Consider the following 19,363-nt stretch of genomic DNA (forward strand, 5'->3'; position numbering starts at 1 on the left):
TATATCACTAGTATAGTGAATAAAGAACAATATAAAACGCCCAACAAAGCGAATTAAACCAGATTTATTCGCTATTAAACCACAAGTAATAAAGAATTAGATTTCAATTTCAAACATCAAGAGTCAATAAACTGCTGGTTTTTAGGCTTAAAATAGCCAAAAAAACTCAAACCGCCAAAAATAGCGGTTTGAGTCGGTTATATTGAATAAAATGTGTCGTTTAGAGTCAGCTATCTTTCAACAGTACGGTAAGAACATCAAGCTCATGACTTGAAGGGAGCGATTTGCTGTGTAGCAGCGGAGCAAGCGTCTCAGCCAATTGAGTGCCATTACTGGATGAATTGCGATGAACATACTCGCTAATCGTAGTTAAGATTTGATGCGCATCTTCGGTTTTTTGGTCTTCAACCGCGATGTGTAGCGAGACTAACTGCTGCTCGGCATTAAAAGCAATAAACTGGTTATCGCTTGCGATAGATTTGAATTGATACAGCTTTTCGTAATACCGATGCAGCATATCATCCAGCTCTTTTTCATCGATAGGCTTGGAAATAATGCAATTGACCCCGGCCGCTAACATCCTTTCTCGCGTCTCCTTAAACAGGTCTGCGGTACAGCCAAAGATCAAGGTATCGGCCCGTTGGCCTTTTAACGCGCGAATTTCAGCGGTAGCCGTTATGCCATCTTTATTCGGCATGTGGTTATCCATCAATATCAAATCATACTGACCGTTTTGTACCGCCTCCACAGCCTGTTGGCCATCTTCAACATTAGTACATTCAAACCCTTTGCTGCTGATGAAAGAGTTAATGATAATGGTATTAGTGCGGTTATCTTCAACAATAAGCGCTTTAAGGCCACTATAGTCATGTTTACGCAGCTCAATGACCTCTGCCGTGCCTGGTGGGCAAATTTCCATTTCGAGAATAATGTCGAAAGTCGTCCCCACTCCGATAGAGCTCTGAACCGAAACATCACCATTCATTAATTCGCCAATTTGTTTAACGATAGCGAGGCCAAGCCCTGTACCACCAAAGCGGCGAGTGGTTGACGATTCAGCCTGCTCAAACGGATTAAAGATTTTCTTTTGCGCCGCACGATCAATACCAATACCCGAGTCGGATACTCGAATATTTAAGCAATTGCGACCATCCAGCGTGACCTCCGAAAAGTGCACATCGACAAAACCATGGGAGGTGAATTTCACGGCGTTATTCAATAAGTTAAATAACACTTGGCGCAAGCGAGCTTTATCAGAGAGATACCAACGATCTTTACTCACTTCATTGTGAATGTTGAAATCCAAGCCTTTTTCTGAACATAAGGTGTAATAGACACTATTGATGCTCCCCACGATCGATTCCAGCGGAAACGGGGCTTGCTCGAGTTCAAGGTGCCCTTGCTCTATCTTCGAAAAGTCCAAAATTTCATTTAGCAGCAACATCATATGGTCGCCAGAGTCATAAAGCGTTTTTAAATGCTTGCGCTGCTCGTCGCTTAAATCCGTTTTAAGTAGAATCTGAGCGGTACCAAGCACGCCATTCATTGGCGTTCGGATTTCATGCGATATAGTCGCTAAAAAGGCGCTCTTCGCACGAGTGGAGGCCTGTGCCTTTTTCTTTTCTTGCTCAAGAAATACCGTCTTCTCATTGAAGGTTTCAATTAGATGTTGGATCTCATCATTGCTGCGATACCCAATGTCGATGATTCCGCCGGTTTTAGAGTCATCTACCTTTTGTGCAATCCGTGTTATCGGTTCAATGATAAAGCGGCTGATAAGAACATAGCCAAACAACACACAAAGTAGCATGATTGGCACAATGCCCTTTTCAACTTTGCTTACTAAATCATATACTTGATCAGCCACTAAACGATTGGCATTAACCACATCAATCGTCCAGTGAAAGCTACCAAACTGCTGGCGGCTGATGTAAACATCTTCCGCGACATTAAAATTATGCTCAACGATCACATCGCCAAAACCATCACGCACAATCACACCAAGACCATGCTGTTCAGCATGCTTGCGCACAAAGTCGATTAGAGTGACCAACGAAACATCAATGGTCGCGACACCTGCAAATTCGCCTTTAACGAAATACGGCGAAGAAGCGGTGATCATCTGTACGTGTGTAAACGGGTCAATATACACGGGTGACCACGACACGGTACCAAGTGGCTTATCGACGGACGACAAATACCAAGGCTCTTTGTCATAGCCACCAGATTGGGCGTTATTCCAAGCGTGGATTCTATCGACCTTGCCATCAATCGCACGATTGAAAAATAGACTTAAATAAGGCTCTTGGGAATCGACTGAATAGGGTGTTGGCCATAGCCCACCACTGGTGGTGACACCATCAATAACTTGAAAGAGTGATTGGAGTAATTCAACTTGCAGCGATTGGCCATAACCGGTGTTCCCAATGCTAACAATGCTTTGTAAAACACTTAACGAGCTTTCTAGTGGGGCTTCAATCTGGCTGGAGATGATTTTTGAGCGAGAATCTAGATTGATAACAAGTTGATCGCGAACGGGAGGCTCTACCACCAAATAGCTTACTGTCCCTACCGTCGCAACGACGAACGCAAGGTACAAGCCAAGGGCAAATATGCTTTTCCGTTTTAGTGACGAGCTCTTAACCATAACCAACTGAATTTTTGACGTTTATATAAAATTATAGTCAATACTGAGTAACAGCAACCTATTTTTGTCGCAAAGGTGCTGTTACTATATCCATATCAACATTTACAACCTAAGTAGTGGTATTCATTTTGACTCTACAAGACATTCTCGCCCTTCCTGAACTGCAAGAAAAATTGATTAATCAGGCCAAAACTCAAGGTTTTGTTACGGCAATGGCGGCTGCACCGCATACGCTTGATCCGCATGAGTGGCTCCCGTTTCTATGGGGCGGTGAAGACGTTGCACCATTTAGCGACGGTGAGCTGTTAGAGAGTTATATTGAACATGTGATCGCGCTATGGAATAACTATCGTCCAGCATTGTTAAACAATCAATGGCAGTGGCCTGAAGGCTGCGTATTAGACGAAGAAGAGATCGTAACAGAAGCAACGCGCGATTTCTGCGAAGGCTTCCTACAAGGCTGGCAATTATCTCGCGATGATTGGGAGTCAATCATGCCTGAAGATAGCCCAGAAAACGCCTTACTCGGTGGTGTATTGCTGTCGCTAAGCATGCTGTACGATCCAGAAACGTCACTCGCAACGATTGCTGAACAAGGCATCGAAGGTCTGGAGCAGTTTGAAGAGATCTTCAACGCGACCCCAACCATGCTTTCTGGCTTAACGATGCGTGGCATGCAATTGGTTGAAGCAGACCAGTAATCCGCACATGTGGCACTGATTCAAGATGAGAAAGGCTTCCGATTGGAAGCCTTTTTAACGCCAGAGGTTTCTTTTCGGTAAAAAACCATCATTTCATCACTAAAGTCAGCGGATAGCACGGCCTAAAGGTTCGACCAATTGATCTGCTCAATACGCTCATCGGCGATGTAAAACAGCTTAGTCCCAGGACGTATCTCAACATCCAGATCAGGATTGAGCGCCATGCCTTGCTCGCCCTCCAATGCGATCAAGGTTGCCTTGTACTGCTTTTTCAAAAAGAGAAACACCGCTTCGACCTCGACTGCTGCGGCCTCTTGTGGGTAATAAGTTGAGTACTGGGTCATCCCCCGCGTAGAAGCAAGTAACTCTTGATGCAGTGCACTTGATCCGGGATCCACCGCCGCTTTCGCTAGCATCTCAGCACCAACGGCTGGAATGCACTCTGCATTTGGGCAATGCTGGCTCAGTAGCGAGCTGAGGGCTTCGTCTTTGAAATAAGCGACAAGATGGGCGCTAGAATTAACATTGGCACAATAGAGCGATGCTGAGAGCGTTATGTCATCTTCAAGATTATCGACTACGATGCAGCTTGCCTGTTCGATATTCGCATTTTTCATTTCTTGGCTATCGGTGTAACTGCTGACTTTGATAAAACCGATCTCACCAGGCAGCGGATTCTCAATCTCAGAGCGAGTACACAACACAATAGGCCTGTTCCCCTCTTCTTCATGTTGCAACATACGAATCAAATGCAAGGTACGTTGGCCATTCCAGCCCAATAATAAAATATGATTGTGTGTATTCACTTTTCGTTTCCCTAATACGCCAGCTCGCCAATAGTCGACAAGATTTGAACCAATACGCCCCAATATTGAAGCGAACAGTGCCAATCCACCTGGAATGATAAATAGCACCACCACCCATTTACCCATGTCGGTTACGGGTGAATGATCGCCATAGCCAACCGTGCTCGCAGTAACCATTAAGTAATAAATAAAGTTGGAGAAATTATCGGTAAGATCGTGCTCTCCCGCAGTAGTCAGCAACACCCACGAAAGAATGACATAAAGCAGTGTAAGGATGGCTAAGTTTCGCGTACTCAAATCAAACAAGGTGGAGCGCAGTTTGCGCCTTAAGTAGAACCAGATCGCCATACCATTTCCTTGTCTTAGCTTTGTTCGATTGATAACTCTACTTATTGTATGCAGAACTAACGCGACTTTTCGAGTTTGCTTGGCATCAAAAATAGATTGTTGAGAAGTGTAAGACAAAAATGGCGCTGTTGGTAAAGTCGCTAAAATTCTTTGTTGCATTTAAGTTAGGTAGCAAACCTCAGGCGTAAAAAAGCCAGCACGAGGCTGGCTAATAGGTAATTTTGGCTTAAACCAATCGTAGCTTATGCATTGCCTTTTACTAGCAAGTTAAGCTGTTCAGCAAAATCTAACATACGGTTTAATGGGATCAGCGATTTTACGCGCAATGCCTCATCAACAAAGATTTCATGCTGCTCGCCGCCTTTACTCAACGCTTGCTCAATCGCAAACAAACCGTTCATCGCCATCCAAGGGCAATGTGCACAGCTACGACACGTCGCACCTGCACCTGCTGTTGGTGCTTCGATCAATTCTTTTTCCGGCACTAACTGCTGCATCTTGAAGAAGATGCCTTTATCAGTCGCGACAATCATTTTTTGCTGTGGCAGCTCTTTTGCCGCTTTGATCAATTGGCTAGTTGAGCCAACAGCATCTGCCAATTCAACCACACTTGCTGGTGATTCAGGGTGAACAAGAATCGCAGCATCAGGATAAACGCTCTTCATCTTACGCAGTGCGTCAGCAGAGAACTCATCGTGAACCACACACTCGCCCTGCCACAACAGCATTTCTGCGCCAGTTTTGTTGGCAATGTATGAACCTAAATGGCGGTCTGGGCCCCAAATGATAGGCTTATCTTCGCTATCTAGGTGCTCAACGATTTCAAGTGCAATACTGGAGGTTACCACCCAATCTGCACGAGCTTTTACTGCCGCAGAGGTGTTCGCGTAAACCACAACCGTATGGTCAGGGTGCGCGTCACAAAATTCAGAGAACTTGTCTGCAGGACAACCAAGATCCAATGAACATTCTGCGTCAAGTGTTGGCATTAGAATGCGTTTTTCTGGTGTAAGGATTTTGGCGGATTCGCCCATAAAGCGCACACCGGCAATTATTAGGGTGCTGGCAGGATGACGGTTGCCAAACTTAGCCATTTCCAGTGAGTCACCAACAAAACCTCCCGTTTCTTCCGCTAATGCCTGAATCTCAGGATCCGTGTAATAGTGGGCAATCAGCACGGCATCTTTATCAATCAGCAGTTGCTTGATATTGGCAATATGGGCTTGCTTTTGCTCAGCCGTCAATGGCTTTGGCTTAGGAGGAAAAGGGTAAACAGTATCGATTTTATCTAGAATGTGACTCATTGCTTTGCTCTACGCAACTTCCGTTAGTTCGAACATTGTAACTCCGATCGACATCAAGAATCAAAGCTGTTTGGCGCTAAAAGAAGGATAAAAAAAAGGCGCATAAGCGCCTTTTTTCGTCAATTAGCCTTTAGTTGAGCTTTTGCTGCGCAACTTTTGCAGAAGCACTATCTGGGTATTCAGTTACCACTTGTTGATAGTATTTCTTTGCTTGCTCAACGTTATTATTGCGCTCCGCAATATCACCTAACTTCACTAGCGCATCAGCGCGCTTATTCGAATCTTTATAAGCGATCACTGCAGCAAAGCTTTTCACCGCTTCTTTATCTTGCTTCTTAGCAAAATAAAGTTGGCCGAGCCAATAATGTGAATTAGGGGTAAACGTTGAATCTGGGAAATCTTTTTGGAATTGAACAAAAGCGCTTATCGCACCGGAATAGTCACGCTGCTTAAGAATCAAATCGACTGCATTTTGATAGGCGGTTTGTTCATCAACATTACTGCTGTATGTGCCTTTCGACTCAACAGGTTCTGTTGTTGTCACATCAGCGACGATCGCGGGCGCAGCTTTTGCTTCTTGGCGAACTTTATCAAGTTCAACAAACAACTCTTTTTGACGCTGCAACATTTGCTGCATGTCATAGTTGTTCTTTTCAATTTGGCCACGAAGTTCACTCACTTCGAGCGACATCGTGTCCAATTGCTGCTGCATTTGCAGTTGCACTCGGTTACGATTTTCTAGCAAACGTTCTAAACGCTGAATATCCGTTTCGTTACTAGAGAACGTTCTAGAGCTACTGGTGCTGCCGCCAATATCTGCTACTGGGGCTGGTGCAGCGAACGCTAGGTTCGCTGCACTGGCCAGTAACGTAAGCGAAAAGACATGCTTTAAGTTACTGAACATGAGGTTATCCCCGAATTAGTACACTAGAACTGCGCGGCGGTTCTTAGCGTAAGCTTCGTCAGATTGACCTAGTACTAGAGGCTTCTCTTCACCGTAGCTAACGATAGCGATTTGGTCAGCGTTTACGCCTAGTGCTTGAAGGTACATAGATACCGCTTGAGCACGACGCTCGCCTAGTGCGATGTTGTACTCTGGAGTACCGCGCTCATCTGCGTGGCCTTCAACAGTTACTTTAAGCGCTGGGTTAGAGCTTAGGTAAGCAGCGTGTAGTGCTAGAACTTTCTCGTAGTCGCTTGCGATAGTTGCGTTATCGAATGCGAAGTAGATAGTTGAAGCTTGCATTACTTGATCTTTTAGTTCTTGCTCAGATAGTTGGCCATTCTGATCGATTGGCGTTACTACTGTTGTAGAAGAACCGTTGTTCGTTTCTGAGCCAGACGCGTTTGCAGCATCATCGCTCGAGCTACATGCTGTCATTGCTAGAACAGGTAGTGCAATGAGTAACCCTTTAAGAACTTTGTTAAGTTGCATTGTTATGTTTTCCTTACTTTTAAATACTTATTTGCTACAAAAACGGTGACCACGCAGGTGCACGGACTCGTCCGTTTGTTGCGGGTAATCGAGCTTTAAAACGCCCATCTATAGAAACCATCGATAAGACGTTGGTTTTGTTATAAATCGAACTATAGATAACCATTCCACCATTTGGGGCAATACTCGGCGACTCGTCTAACAATGTTTTGGTTAAAACCTGCACCGCACCAGTCTCAAGATCTTGTTTGGCAAGATTAAAACCAGTATTGCTGCGATTCACCATTACGAGAAAGCGTCCATCTGGGGTAATTTGACCACCCAAGTTTTGACTGCCCTGCCATGTTATGCGGCTAGTATCTCCGCCAGCCAAATTTACTTGATAAATCTGAGGTTTACCACCCCGATCAGAAGTGAATATCAAGGATTTCCCATCTGGGTGCCAAAATGGTTCTGTATTATTTGATCTACCACGCGTTATTTGTGTGAGCTTACGCGTCTTTATATCCATCGTATAAACCTGCAAGCTGCCGGTTTTTGATAATACCAAGGCTAATGTCTTACCGTCTGGAGAGAACTTAGGTGCCCCGTTGTGACGAGGGTATGACGTAAGTTTCTCACGTTCACCGGTGTAGATATCCATCATGTAGATTTCAGCTTGACCGTTCTGGAAGCTAACGTATGCAAGCTTTTTACCATCTGGTGACCAAGACGGTGACATCAATGGCTGTTTTGAGCGCAACACCAAACGTTCGTTGTAACCGTCATAATCTGCGACGCGTAATTGATACGGGTAGGATTCTTTGTCACTAACGACGACATATGCGATGCGGGTCAAAAATGCACCGCGCTCACCCGTTAATTGTTCGTAAACCAAATCAGAGATTCGGTGTGCGTATTCACGCAAACGGCTCTCAGGTACCGTGGCACGTTTGTTAAACAAAACGTGATCCTTAGACAGTACTAACTCGCCATCTTCACCCAACGCTTTGCTTTGACCTTGCGTTAACTGGCCACGCACAACATCGACCAATTGGTAATTAATCACATAATCACCTTTGGCATCTTGTGTGATCGATCCCGTTAGCAATGAGTCAACCCCCAGACGTGTCCAAGCGTCAAAATTGACTTCGCTTTCGTTATAAGGGGTTTGTGGCATTTTACTGGTCGGCACTGGGCTAAATTTACCACTGCGTTGCAAGTCAGAAGCAATCACCGCTGACACATCTTGTGGTAGAGGCTTAGCGCCTTCCCATTTGAATGGCACGATAGCTATCGGGCGGGCCGAATCAATACCATCTGTGATGACCAGTTCAAGAGCCGCATTGGCAAATTGAACCGAGCTCGCAATCACGAGCGAGAATCCTATTATCAGTCGCTTTAACACAAGCTAATCCTTTATTTAAAGTTCAACGGTTAAATTGATGTTTTTCAGTTTGTTGACTAGATCCGCATCTGTCGGCAGTGGGAAGCTTGGCACTTGAGCTACCGCACGTTTTGTTGCTGAGCAAACTCGGCTATCACCATCAAGGATACTAAAGTTTCCGACAATAGCCCCCGCTCCGGTAGGAATAAGGCGCAAGTTAACTCGACAAGACTTTCCCCGGAAGTAGTCCTCCACGAGCAAATTTTGCTTAATCAGCTGTGTGTAGATCGCGGCATAGCGCGAAATTTCACTATCAACAAATTGATTGCGCGCCGCGCTATTTTGTTCCGTTTCTGATTCCAAGCCAGCAAAAATATCGTTCATCGCAGCTTCTTGCTCTTTGCGTTCTCGCTCCAAGCGCTCTAAACGTTGCTTTTCTTTACGTGCCTTTTCTGCCGCTTCTTTTGCCGCTTTCTCTTTTGCTATGCGTTCTTTTTCAGCCTTAGCGGCGGCCTCTTGCGCCGCTTTTGCTGCTTTTTCTTTTTCGATGCGTTGCTGCTCTGCTTTCGCTGCAGCCGCTTCTTTTTCAATACGTTGTTGCTCAGCTTTGGCTACCGCAGCCTCTTTCTCTAAGCGCTGCTTTTCCGCTACACGTATTGCCTCTTCTTTCTTTTTACGCTCTTGCTCAAGTTTGACTGCGCGTTCTTTTTCTTTACGAACACGCTCTTCTTCAACTTTGCGTTCTTGCTCTTTTTGCTTACGTAATTTTTCCGCATCACGCGCCGCTTTCGCTTCTTTGACTTGTTGCTCTTTCAGTTTACGAATGCGTTCTTCTTCCGCTTTGCGGTTCTTCTCAAGCTGCTCACTTTCACGACGCAGTTTATCAAGGCGATCTTGCTCTTTGCGCGACGCCTCTTCTCGCTGCTCGCGAATTTGCTGTGCTTGTTTACGCACTAAGGCTGGATCAATCACAACCGCTTCCACCATTCGACCGACAGGTTCAGGTTTCGACATCGTAAAATCCGCGCCCCAAAGCAACGCAGCAAGTAAGACTGCGTGTAAGGCAAACGAAATAACCATTGGTTTGCCGAGTTTATTTTTATTGGGCTTTTTGTCTTTCATGGAGTGATTGAACTTATTCCTTGATGTCCGTTAGCAGGCCCACTTTCGGGATCCCTGCTCGGCCCAACTCATCTAAAACCAATACAATCTCCGCATAAGGCGTGGCTGCATCCCCACCCACCGCAACCGGTGAGTTAGGTTTGATACTAAGCTCAGCTTTCACTCGCACGATCAAATCTTGCAGTGAAATACCACGCATCACCTCTTCATCATTGACGCTTAATCCGAGATTACCATCACGGTCCACTTCAACAATGATAAAGCTGATATTCGGATCTTCCGCCATCTCTTGCATTGATTCTGCCGCCGCCGTTTTTGGCAGCTCAACTTCAACACCTTGTGTTACAAAGGGTGAGGTCACCATGAAAATGATCAGCAACACCAACATGACATCGATATACGGCACCACGTTGATTTCACATGTCATTTTACGCTTTTTAGGTTGATAACCCGCCATGCGTTACTCCCTGCCAGCCATCACTTGACGGTGCAAAATGCTGTGAAACTCTTCTGAGAACGTCGCGTAGTTATGCTCAAGTTTTGACACTTTATTGCTCAAGCGGTTGTATGCCATTACGGCGGGAATTGCAGCAAATAGACCCATTGCCGTTGCCACCAAGGCTTCTGCGATACCCGGCGCAACCATTGCCAGGGTCGCTTGCTTCACTTCACCCAACGCGATGAACGCATGCATGATGCCCCATACCGTACCAAACAAACCAATATATGGGCTGATAGAGCCGACTGTTGCTAGGAAAGGCAGATTGGTTTCCAGATCATCTACTTCACGGGCGACCGCCACGCGCATTGCTCGGCCTGTGCCTTCCATGATGTAATCTGGCGAATTTGCATTGGATTTACGTAGACGTGCAAATTCAGTAAAGCCGGCATAGAAAATTTCTTCGGTACCCGTGAGTTCATCTTTTCTCTTGTTTACCGCTTGATAAATAATTGAAAGATCGGTGCCAGACCAAAACTTATCTTCAAAGGCTTCTGTCTCTTTGGTTGCTTGAGAAAGCACTTTGCTGCGCTTAATGATCATCGCCCATGAGGCAATCGACATACCAAGTAGGATCAGCATGACCATTTTTACCAGCAAGCTGGCTTGCAAAAACAGGTCAAGAATTGAAATATCAGCGGTCACTTCGAGAAAACTCCATATAAATTGCTTGAGGAATCGCAGTCGGTCGCATCCTCTGATTATCGATACATGCTACCTTAACCATTGCTCTACACAATGTTTTACTATCAGGATTGACGATCTCCTGACAGAAGGTCAAAGAGGCCTTCTTGAGTTCAGCGATTGTCGTTCTCACTACGAGCTGATCATCAAGGCGCGCACCTTGTAAAAAGTCTATGTCCATATGTCGGACTACAAAACCAGTGTTTTGTTCCAACAATGCATGTTGTGATACGCCAACACTGCGAAGCATCTCCGTTCGTGCGCGCTCAAAATATTTTAGATAGTTTGAATGATAAACCACACCACCGGCGTCGGTATCTTCGTAATAAACGGTCACTGGCCATTCAAAGCCATGAGGGGCTGCTTCCACGGTAACACTCTAAAATTTGTACACTTAACGACTACTATACCCCATCTGTGCTGCGGATGTGCACTGGCGAATCTACGATTTCAGAACTTAGACAAAAAAATAGCGCCAACTTATCAAAAGTGGCGCTATTTAAATGATTTTCTGATGATTTCTCAGGCTAATCTATTACGAAACGTAAATAATCGTTAGGTAAATCAGGATCGACAAACTGAAGTATGGGCTAAACAGAATTTGCCAATACCAGTTGTGTGGTTTGAATGACAAACCAAACACCATGCTTGAGCAAATCGCCCATATCATCAGCGGTGAAATGACTGCATTAAAGCCGCCAATCGCCTCTGAATACGCATGAGGATCCCACATCACCATCGCAACATGGAAAAAACCTAAAACCAGAGATAAGACCCTTAGTAGGGTCTTATCCAAAGGGGCATGTATTTTTGCCACCTTTTCAGCGAGATCACTCACTGTCTTTATCCATCATTTCTGAATGCTCTAACCAAAGAGCGTTGATGATACCGAATGCGCAAGCAAGTAGTACACCTAGAATCCATGCGAAATACCACATAGTGATTGCTCCTTAGTAAAGTGAGTTTTTGTTTTCTTCAATGAACTTGCTATCCAAACGGCCGAACATTTTGTAGTACGTCCACGTGGTGTAGCCAAGAATGATTGGTACCATTACAAATGCAACACCAGTCATTAGGTTCAAAGTCAGTTCAGATGAAGTCGCATCCCACATTGTCAAGCTGTGGCTTGGTACGCGGCTTGATGGCATCACGAATGGGAACATTGATAGACCCGCGGTGAAGATGATGCCAGCGTTACCTAGACTTGAGAATAGGAACGCAAAACCACCTTTTTCAAAGCGAGAAGCAACTACAGCTAGCAATGGCATAGCAACACCTAGGATAGGAGCCGCCCACATTGCTGGGTAAGCCTCAAAGTTATTCATCCATGCACCCGCTTCACGAACCACTTCTTTCGTTAGTGGATTCGATGCAGCACCAGTGTCAATCACAGATTTAATAACGTAGCCTTCCATATCTTGGATGAAGAAGCCTGCTGTCACAAACGTCGCAACCGTTAGAAGACCCATGATTTGCGCTACATTACGTGCACGAACATGAACATCATCGGTTGTTTTCATTTGAAGCCAAGCTGCGCCTTGCATCAAAATCATGAACAAGCTAACAAAACCACACAGTAGTGCAAATCCGTTCAATAGACCGAAGAAGTTGCCATGATATGTCGGCATCATGAAATCACTCAGTTCAAACGGTACACCTTGCAGTAAGTTACCAAACGCAACACCGAAGATGATTGGTGGAACGAAGCCACTGATTGAGATACAGATATCCCAAGTGCTACGCCATTTTTTGTCTTCAATTTTTGAACGGTAATCCAGGCCAATTGGACGTAGCCAAAGCGCTGCAAGTGTTAGGATCATCGCTAGGTAGAAACCAGAGAACGACGTTGCGTACACTAGTGGCCATGCCGCGAACAATGCACCACCGGCAGTGATAAGCCAAACTTGGTTACCATCCCAGTGTGGTGCGATCGAGTTGATCATCACACGACGTTCACTGTCGTTCTTACCGATAATAGGTACAAGCGCGCCCACACCCATATCGAAGCCATCCGTAATCGCGAAACCAACCAGAAGCACACCGATCAGTACCCACCAGATGAATCGCAAGATTTCGTAATCAAACATATTCTTTCTCCTTACGCTTCTACTTGGCGACTAACTTTGTCTTCAACAGAGTCAGCGTTTTGCTCGAAGTGATAACGGCCTGTTTTCAGGCTGCTCGGTCCTTTACGTGCGAACTTAACCATTAGGTAAACTTCAGCAATCAAGAACACTGTGTAAAGCGCTAGAATTGCGAATAGCGAAGTCCAGATCTCAGCGGCAGTCAAAGCAGATGCGGCAACGTGAACGGGTAGAATCTCACCTACTGCCCATGGTTGACGACCGTATTCAGCGACAAACCAGCCCGCTTCAATTGCGATCCATGGTAGTGGAATACTGAATAGTGCAGCTTTAAGAACCCACGGTTTTTGCTCAATCTTCTGACGGCAAGTTTGTAGGAATGCAGCACCAAAGACGAACAGCATGATGAAGCCACATGCCACCATGATACGGAATGACCAGAATAGTGGCCAAACAGTAGGGATTGAATCGTCCGCTGCCGCTTGAATTTGCTCTTCGCTTGCGTCTGTCACTTTGTCAGTGTAACGCTTAAGCAGTAAGCCGTAACCAAGGTCACCTTTCACTTCATCGAAAGCGGCCATGTTTGCTTCAGATTTATCACCTGCGCGCAGTTTTTCTAGCAATTCGTAAGCGTACATACCTGTACGGATACGGTCGACGTGATCATCACGAAGATCGTGCAGACCCGTCACTTGCTCATCGAAAGAACGCGTAGCGATAATACCCATTACGTATGGGATCTTAATCGCGTAGTCGGTTTCCATCGTTTCTTGATTTGGCAGACCAAATAGCGTGAACGCTGCTGGTGCTGGCTCTGTATGCCATTCTGCTTCAACCGCCGCGAGTTTCACTTTTTGAACTTCGCCTAGCTCGTAACCAGATTCATCACCCAGTACGATTGTTGAAAGAATTGCTGCCATACCAAACGATGCTGCAATTGCAAATGAACGACGTGCAAACGCGATATCACGACCTTTAATTAGGTAGTAAGAGCTGATACCAAGAACAAACATTGCACCACATGTGTAGCCAGAAGCTACCGTGTGAACGAATTTAACTTGAGCAACTGGGTTTAATACCACATCAGCAAAGCTCACCATTTCCATACGCATGGTTTCGAAGTTAAATTCTGCGCCAACTGGGTTTTGCATCCAGCCGTTCGCAATTAGAATCCAAAGTGCGGAGAAGTTTGAACCAAGAGCAACTAACCACGTCACCACTAAGTGCTGGCGTTTTGTCAGTCGATCCCAACCAAAGAAGAATAAACCTACAAAAGTGGATTCTAAGAAGAAAGCAACGAGGGCTTCAATGGCCAGTGGTGCACCGAAGATGTCACCTACATAGTGGGAATAGTAAGACCAGTTCGTACCAAACTGGAATTCCATGGTTAGGCCTGTAGCCACACCAAGGGCGAAGTTAATACCAAAAAGCTTACCCCAGAACTTAGTCATGTCCTTATAGATTTGCTTATCGGTCATTACGTACAGTGATTCCATGATGGCAAGCAGAAATGCCATACCTAGGGTCAGTGGTACGAATAGGAAGTGATACATCGCAGTTAAAGCAAACTGCAACCGCGATAGATCAACTATGTCAATCATGGTAACTCCTATGTGTCGGCTGAAAGACACGCTCTACATTAATTGCTTTGGCACCTCAATAGTTGAACAAACTCGAGAGTTGTTTATAAAACATCACTGTTGTTACAAACATGTGCCGCAATGGTTAGTTAATTGTTAAGCATCAGCTAATATAGCTATCGCTAATATTACTGTGAAAAGACCAATGTTTCAAAAGGTTTATGGCAAAGGTTCGCTTTGATCTGCATCAAGATTAAATTTGCATTTTCGAACAGAAATGCATCAATTTGATCCAAATCAAGAGTTTAGCAACTATACGAGTGGAAGATGGCAAAAATGCGAAGTTAAACCAAAGACGATCAACATCAATCGTTAACAACCCATCATTTTCAGCTACTTAGAGAGTATTAGGCAAGATTTACTAAATGTGACCCATGCCACAAAGTGCTATTTTGGAAAAGAAAACCAAAACAAACTCACTCAAGTATTCACAATTTATTGTATTTTTTTACGAACACTTGAGTGGATGCGATCAAATCGGTAATCAAAGTTTACTTATCGATTCCGAAGTGCAAGTAAGCGCGATCGGTGGCAATTCGTCCACGCGGGGTACGTTGGAGGTAACCTTGCTGAATAAGATAAGGCTCTAGTACATCTTCGATGGTGTCTTTTTCCTCACCAATCGCAGCTGCCATATTGTCCAAACCCACTGGGCCACCACCAAATTTTTCCATAATCGCCAACAATAGCTTTCTATCCATGTAGTCAAAGCCTTGTGCGTCGACATCGAGCATATTGAGTGCTTTGTCTGCGATGTCAGGGCTAATATGACCGTCCCCTTTCACTTCAGCATAATCCCGTACACGACGTAGTAAGCGGTTGGCAATCCGCGGTGTGCCGCGAGCACGGCGTGCAACTTCAAGTGCACCTTCCGATTCCATCGACAAGCCTAAGCAATCGGCACTGCGTTGAACGATGTGCTGTAGATCCGGTACTTGGTAATACTCTAGTCGCTGCGTAATACCAAAACGGTCACGTAATGGGGAGGTCAGTGAGCCAGCACGCGTAGTGGCACCAATTAAGGTAAAAGGCGGTAAATCAATTTTGATTGAGCGCGCGGCTGGGCCTTCACCAATCATGATGTCTAACTGGTAATCTTCCATCGCCGGATAAAGGACCTCTTCAACCATTGGGCTGAGGCGGTGGATTTCGTCGATGAACAGCACGTCATTTTCTTCAAGGTTGGTCAACAATGCCGCCAAATCACCCGCTTTTTCCAACACAGGGCCAGAAGTGGTACGAATATTTACGCCCATTTCATTCGCGACAATGTTAGCCAAGGTGGTTTTACCCAGACCCGGAGGGCCAAAAATCAGCAGATGGTCGAGTGGCTCATTGCGTAATCTTGCAGCTTGAATGAAGATCTCCATCTGGTCACGGACATGATCTTGACCACGATAGTCATCCAACTTTTTCGGACGGATCGCACGGTCAATAACGTCTTCATCACGAAAAATCGGGCTATCGGGTGCAATTAAACGGTCTGCTTCAATCATGAATTATCCCCGTTACACCATCGATTTTAGAGCATCTTTGATCAGCTCTTCACAGGTCATGCCTGGCTTCATCACTTGAGAAACTACTTTAGATGCTTGTACTGGTTTATAGCCTAATGAAAGTAGTGCGCTCACCGCTTCTTCTTCCGCGTTGCTTTGAGACGAACCGGTACTGTTATCCAACGGTGCTGCGTCGGTAAATGGGGTAAACAAGTCACCCGCACTCCAACCTTTAAGGCGGTCTTTCATTTCAACCACTAGGCGCTCTGCCGTCTTCTTGCCGACACCCGGCAATTTAACCAAGGTTGAAATATCTTCACGCTCGACACTGGCAACAAACTGAGTGGCCGTCATACCTGAAAGAATGCCTAAACCAAGCTTTGGCCCTACGCCGTTGGCTTTAATAACTTCGCGGAACAACGCTCGCTCCTTCACGGTATTAAAACCATACAGTAACTGCGCATCCTCACGCACCACAAAATGCGTATAGATAATCGCTTCTTCACCGATATTGGGTAACTCGTAAAAACAACTCATTGGCATTTGTACTTCATAGCCAATGCCATTGACTTCAATCAGGAGTTCAGGAGGTTGCTTTTCCAGCAGAATGCCGCGGAGACGTCCAATCACGGTAGGTACCTAGTGTAATAAAGTTTGGTTTGATAATAATAAATAACTGGATGGATAGCCAGTAAAAACTGGCTATCGAGCAAGGTTCAAAAATGCGCTTAACGGTAACGACCTCGTCGGGCACTGGTTGCTTTGCCCGCTAAGGCGACTAAGGTTTTATTGGTATTGGCATGACAAATTGCGACACCCAAAGCATCCGCTGCATCCGCTTGTGGGCATGCAGGCAATTTGAGCATCTGCTTCACCATGTGTTGCACTTGTTGTTTATCCGCGCCACCGGTGCCCGTCACGGCTTGTTTAATTAGCCTTGCTGCGTATTCATACACCGGTAAATCCGCGTTAACGGCAGCCACAATCGCGCTACCGCGGGCTTGTCCTAACTTTAACGCTGAATCGGCATTTTTCGCCATAAACACTTGTTCAATCGCGAATACATCCGGCTGAAACTGAGTAATGATTTCCGTCACGCCAGCGTAAATTTGTTTAAGTCGGCCAGGCAACTCTTTTTCTGAAGTGCGGATACAGCCACTGCCCAAATATTGCAGATGACGCCCCTGCTGCCGAATCACACCGTAGCCGGTAATGCGTGAACCTGGGTCAATCCCCAAGATAATAGACATACTAAAACCTAATCAATGCCTTACTTTGGCACTTAGTGTATAGCAGGCATCACAGATTGGCGAGCTTAACCCACGGTAAGTATGGCGCGTGCTGACAATCCTGACTCGAGGGTAATTTCGAATGCCTGGATCGGCTGTTGATTGAGCTTTTCTCCTGTCCAAAAGTCATGCCAATCAACAGGATGATCAGCCGCTAAGGTCACCTCTCGTGCCGGTTGTTGGTAATTGAACAAACAATGAAGATCATTGTTCGCGGTTAAAGCTAATGAACCATGTTGAAGGTTTAGCGTAGAAAACCGGACCGCCTCTTGGTTGTGTTGCAGGCGAATAATCAATTTATCGATGCTTTGCTTAGCAAATGCGGTCATCTCATCCAGCGGGTCGCCCAACATCAATACACCCGCACACGCGAGATGAACCGTGCGATGAAAATCGTAATATTTACGCTCAGTACCTTGATTCGGTAGTGAAATAAGCACCAGGCTATCAGGATCCACTTGCCACAAACGGCGATGCTGCCAACTGCGCAGCAATACCTCTTTGGCATGTTGTTCAAAGCGCCGTTCATCACGGACTACCTCAGTGCCAATCCCCATCACATCTACCATACCTAATGACGGCCAAAGCGGCGCATGATTGGCCATTACAATGGCACTATCAGCAGCATCAGTGATGGCTTGCACCCCCATTCTATAAGCTTCAACCCCAGTCAAACCAGTTTGCGATCGCTGAGCTTTAATTGCGCCCCAGTAACAAGCGTCGAGTTTGAAAAGTTCAATTCCCCACTCTACCCGCATATAACGAACGACTTCCCCAATGTGTTCTTGCACATCAGGATTGGTCATATCAAGTATGTACCATGGCGTTGAATGCCATCCGGCATGAGTGATCTCTTCCGCTTTGAGTGGGCGATCTGCTTCGTTCTTCACAAACCAATCAGGGTAATGTTTAAACAACTCGGATTGCTGCTGAGCAATAAAAGGCGCGAGCCAAATTGCTGGCTTTTTACCAGCAGCGCGGATCTGCTTAATCTGCTGTTTGACATCAATGCCACCGAGCTCTGACGGCGTGAGCCAATCACCGATTGCCGCTTGATAACCCTCATCAATCAAGACGTACTCAACCGCATTTGACAGGGTGGGCAAAGCATTTAAATTCGCTTGAAGTTGGCGATCGTTAACCGCTATATCATAAGCGTGGTGACCGCTCCATCCAATTGGAGCTGCACTGCTGTTCGGTCGGCGTGGCGGATGTTGTACCGCGAGGCGGTCGGCATATTGAGCATAGAGATCCTGTAAGTTGGCCGATTGTAATACCAACACTGATTCCAATTGACTGCTGGTCCAATCTTGCGGATACGTGTTTTCGCCATCAAGATAGGCACTTAGTTTATGGATACCCTTCATCTCACTAAACTGAAAATAACCCGAAAAACGATGACAAGAAGTGAAACCAAACAAGGTGTAGCCAAGTGAGTCAGAGACGATCACATGATTATAGAATCGCTTCGCTTCTGAACGAGGATAGAGGCGGTAGGTCGAACTATTATCTTGGCCCAGTCCAATATCGCGTAAGTCCTCTAACCGACCACAAACTTGGCTGTGCATTTGAAAACCGTCACCATAGAGAATGGCTTGCGGTTCGATGTGGTAATCAAGAGAAAACAGCAAATACCGCTCACTGACACGATCATTGGAAAGACCAATGTAAGTAAAGTGGACCTCATGATTGTCGTAAGTCGCCAGAACATCCTTATTGGCGATATGCAGATCCAGCATTCCATCAATGGTAATTCGCTTCTGCATCTTTCTTCCCTATTACAATCACTGCAACGAAAAACTCAGTATTTGCCAAGCTTGTTTATAAACTGCATTACAACACCGCCAAACCATGAAATCTATGTTGGTTTAGAGCAAGACTGTTAGTCCAATCACGTTTTGCTGTTTATGGTCATTTGGTACTAGATACTTCACCTAATACC

19 protein-coding genes are annotated in these 19,363 nt (G+C 45.6%); 1 reads left to right on the plus strand and 18 read right to left on the minus strand.

Going from position 1 to position 19,363, the window contains the following annotated elements; translation table 11 throughout:
• Window positions 1-226: 226 nt before the first annotated feature.
• Window positions 227-2,647, minus strand: a complete 2,421-nt coding sequence (locus RH88_RS17670) for a hybrid sensor histidine kinase/response regulator (RefSeq protein ID WP_174269667.1) — start codon at window positions 2,645-2,647, stop codon at window positions 227-229.
• Between the two features lie 128 nt (window positions 2,648-2,775).
• On the opposite strand from RH88_RS17670, the gene RH88_RS17675 reads away from it, so the two are divergent.
• A complete protein-coding gene (locus RH88_RS17675; RefSeq protein WP_005598558.1) occupies window positions 2,776-3,348 on the plus strand; it encodes a UPF0149 family protein in 573 nt (190 codons plus the stop codon).
• A 122-nt stretch (window positions 3,349-3,470) separates the two neighbouring features.
• On the opposite strand, the gene RH88_RS17680 is transcribed toward RH88_RS17675, so the two are convergent.
• The 17 genes from RH88_RS17680 to RH88_RS17760 all read right to left on the minus strand — a co-directional run bounded on the left by RH88_RS17680 (window position 3,471) and on the right by RH88_RS17760 (window position 19,187).
• The gene (locus RH88_RS17680; RefSeq protein WP_005598560.1) at window positions 3,471-4,502 is read right to left on the minus strand and encodes a potassium channel family protein; all 1,032 of its coding nucleotides are present in this window, start codon (window positions 4,500-4,502) and stop codon (window positions 3,471-3,473) included.
• Window positions 4,503-4,744: 242 nt separating this feature from the next.
• Window positions 4,745-5,806: a quinolinate synthase NadA gene (gene nadA / locus RH88_RS17685; RefSeq protein WP_005598561.1), complete on the minus strand. Its 1,062-nt coding sequence runs from the start codon at window positions 5,804-5,806 to the stop codon at window positions 4,745-4,747.
• 130 nt (window positions 5,807-5,936) lie between these two features.
• A complete protein-coding gene (gene ybgF / locus RH88_RS17690; protein ID WP_005598563.1) occupies window positions 5,937-6,710 on the minus strand; it encodes a tol-pal system protein YbgF in 774 nt (257 codons plus the stop codon).
• A gap of 15 nt (window positions 6,711-6,725) precedes the next feature.
• On the minus strand, window positions 6,726-7,241 hold the full coding sequence (pal, locus tag RH88_RS17695; RefSeq protein WP_005598565.1) for a peptidoglycan-associated lipoprotein Pal: 516 nt from the start codon (window positions 7,239-7,241) through the stop codon (window positions 6,726-6,728).
• Between the two features lie 34 nt (window positions 7,242-7,275).
• A complete protein-coding gene (gene tolB / locus RH88_RS17700) occupies window positions 7,276-8,628 on the minus strand; it encodes a Tol-Pal system beta propeller repeat protein TolB (RefSeq protein WP_040758018.1) in 1,353 nt (450 codons plus the stop codon).
• 15 nt (window positions 8,629-8,643) lie between these two features.
• Window positions 8,644-9,729, minus strand: coding sequence for a cell envelope integrity protein TolA (gene tolA / locus RH88_RS17705; RefSeq protein WP_005598568.1), 1,086 nt, complete (start codon window positions 9,727-9,729; stop codon window positions 8,644-8,646).
• Between the two features lie 13 nt (window positions 9,730-9,742).
• A complete protein-coding gene (locus RH88_RS17710; protein WP_005598570.1) occupies window positions 9,743-10,186 on the minus strand; it encodes an ExbD/TolR family protein in 444 nt (147 codons plus the stop codon).
• Between the two features lie 3 nt (window positions 10,187-10,189).
• Window positions 10,190-10,873: a protein TolQ gene (gene tolQ / locus RH88_RS17715; protein ID WP_005598572.1), complete on the minus strand. Its 684-nt coding sequence runs from the start codon at window positions 10,871-10,873 to the stop codon at window positions 10,190-10,192.
• The gene (ybgC, locus tag RH88_RS17720) at window positions 10,863-11,282 is read right to left on the minus strand and encodes a tol-pal system-associated acyl-CoA thioesterase (protein ID WP_005598574.1); all 420 of its coding nucleotides are present in this window, start codon (window positions 11,280-11,282) and stop codon (window positions 10,863-10,865) included. The genes tolQ and ybgC overlap by 11 nt, the downstream gene beginning before the upstream one ends.
• A 165-nt stretch (window positions 11,283-11,447) precedes the next feature.
• Window positions 11,448-11,750, minus strand: a complete 303-nt coding sequence (ybgE, locus tag RH88_RS17725) for a cyd operon protein YbgE (protein ID WP_005598576.1) — start codon at window positions 11,748-11,750, stop codon at window positions 11,448-11,450.
• Window positions 11,743-11,850, minus strand: coding sequence for a cytochrome bd-I oxidase subunit CydX (gene cydX / locus RH88_RS23080; protein ID WP_000270284.1), 108 nt, complete (start codon window positions 11,848-11,850; stop codon window positions 11,743-11,745). The genes ybgE and cydX overlap by 8 nt, the downstream gene beginning before the upstream one ends.
• Window positions 11,851-11,862: 12 nt before the next feature.
• Window positions 11,863-12,999, minus strand: coding sequence for a cytochrome d ubiquinol oxidase subunit II (gene cydB, locus RH88_RS17735; RefSeq protein WP_005598578.1), 1,137 nt, complete (start codon window positions 12,997-12,999; stop codon window positions 11,863-11,865).
• Window positions 13,000-13,010: 11 nt separating this feature from the next.
• Window positions 13,011-14,597, minus strand: a complete 1,587-nt coding sequence (gene cydA / locus RH88_RS17740) for a cytochrome ubiquinol oxidase subunit I (RefSeq protein WP_005598580.1) — start codon at window positions 14,595-14,597, stop codon at window positions 13,011-13,013.
• Window positions 14,598-15,127: 530 nt separating this feature from the next.
• A complete protein-coding gene (gene ruvB, locus RH88_RS17745; RefSeq protein ID WP_005598581.1) occupies window positions 15,128-16,132 on the minus strand; it encodes a Holliday junction branch migration DNA helicase RuvB in 1,005 nt (334 codons plus the stop codon).
• Window positions 16,133-16,144: 12 nt separating this feature from the next.
• Window positions 16,145-16,762: a Holliday junction branch migration protein RuvA gene (ruvA, locus tag RH88_RS17750; RefSeq protein WP_005598582.1), complete on the minus strand. Its 618-nt coding sequence runs from the start codon at window positions 16,760-16,762 to the stop codon at window positions 16,145-16,147.
• A 98-nt stretch (window positions 16,763-16,860) separates the two neighbouring features.
• The gene (ruvC, locus tag RH88_RS17755; RefSeq protein ID WP_005598584.1) at window positions 16,861-17,382 is read right to left on the minus strand and encodes a crossover junction endodeoxyribonuclease RuvC; all 522 of its coding nucleotides are present in this window, start codon (window positions 17,380-17,382) and stop codon (window positions 16,861-16,863) included.
• A 65-nt stretch (window positions 17,383-17,447) separates the two neighbouring features.
• A complete protein-coding gene (locus RH88_RS17760; RefSeq protein WP_005598586.1) occupies window positions 17,448-19,187 on the minus strand; it encodes a glycoside hydrolase family 36 protein in 1,740 nt (579 codons plus the stop codon).
• Window positions 19,188-19,363 lie beyond the last annotated feature (176 nt).

This window comes from Vibrio scophthalmi LMG 19158 (assembly GCF_000222585.1).
In the GTDB taxonomy this organism is placed as follows: Bacteria; Pseudomonadota; Gammaproteobacteria; order Enterobacterales; family Vibrionaceae; genus Vibrio; species Vibrio scophthalmi.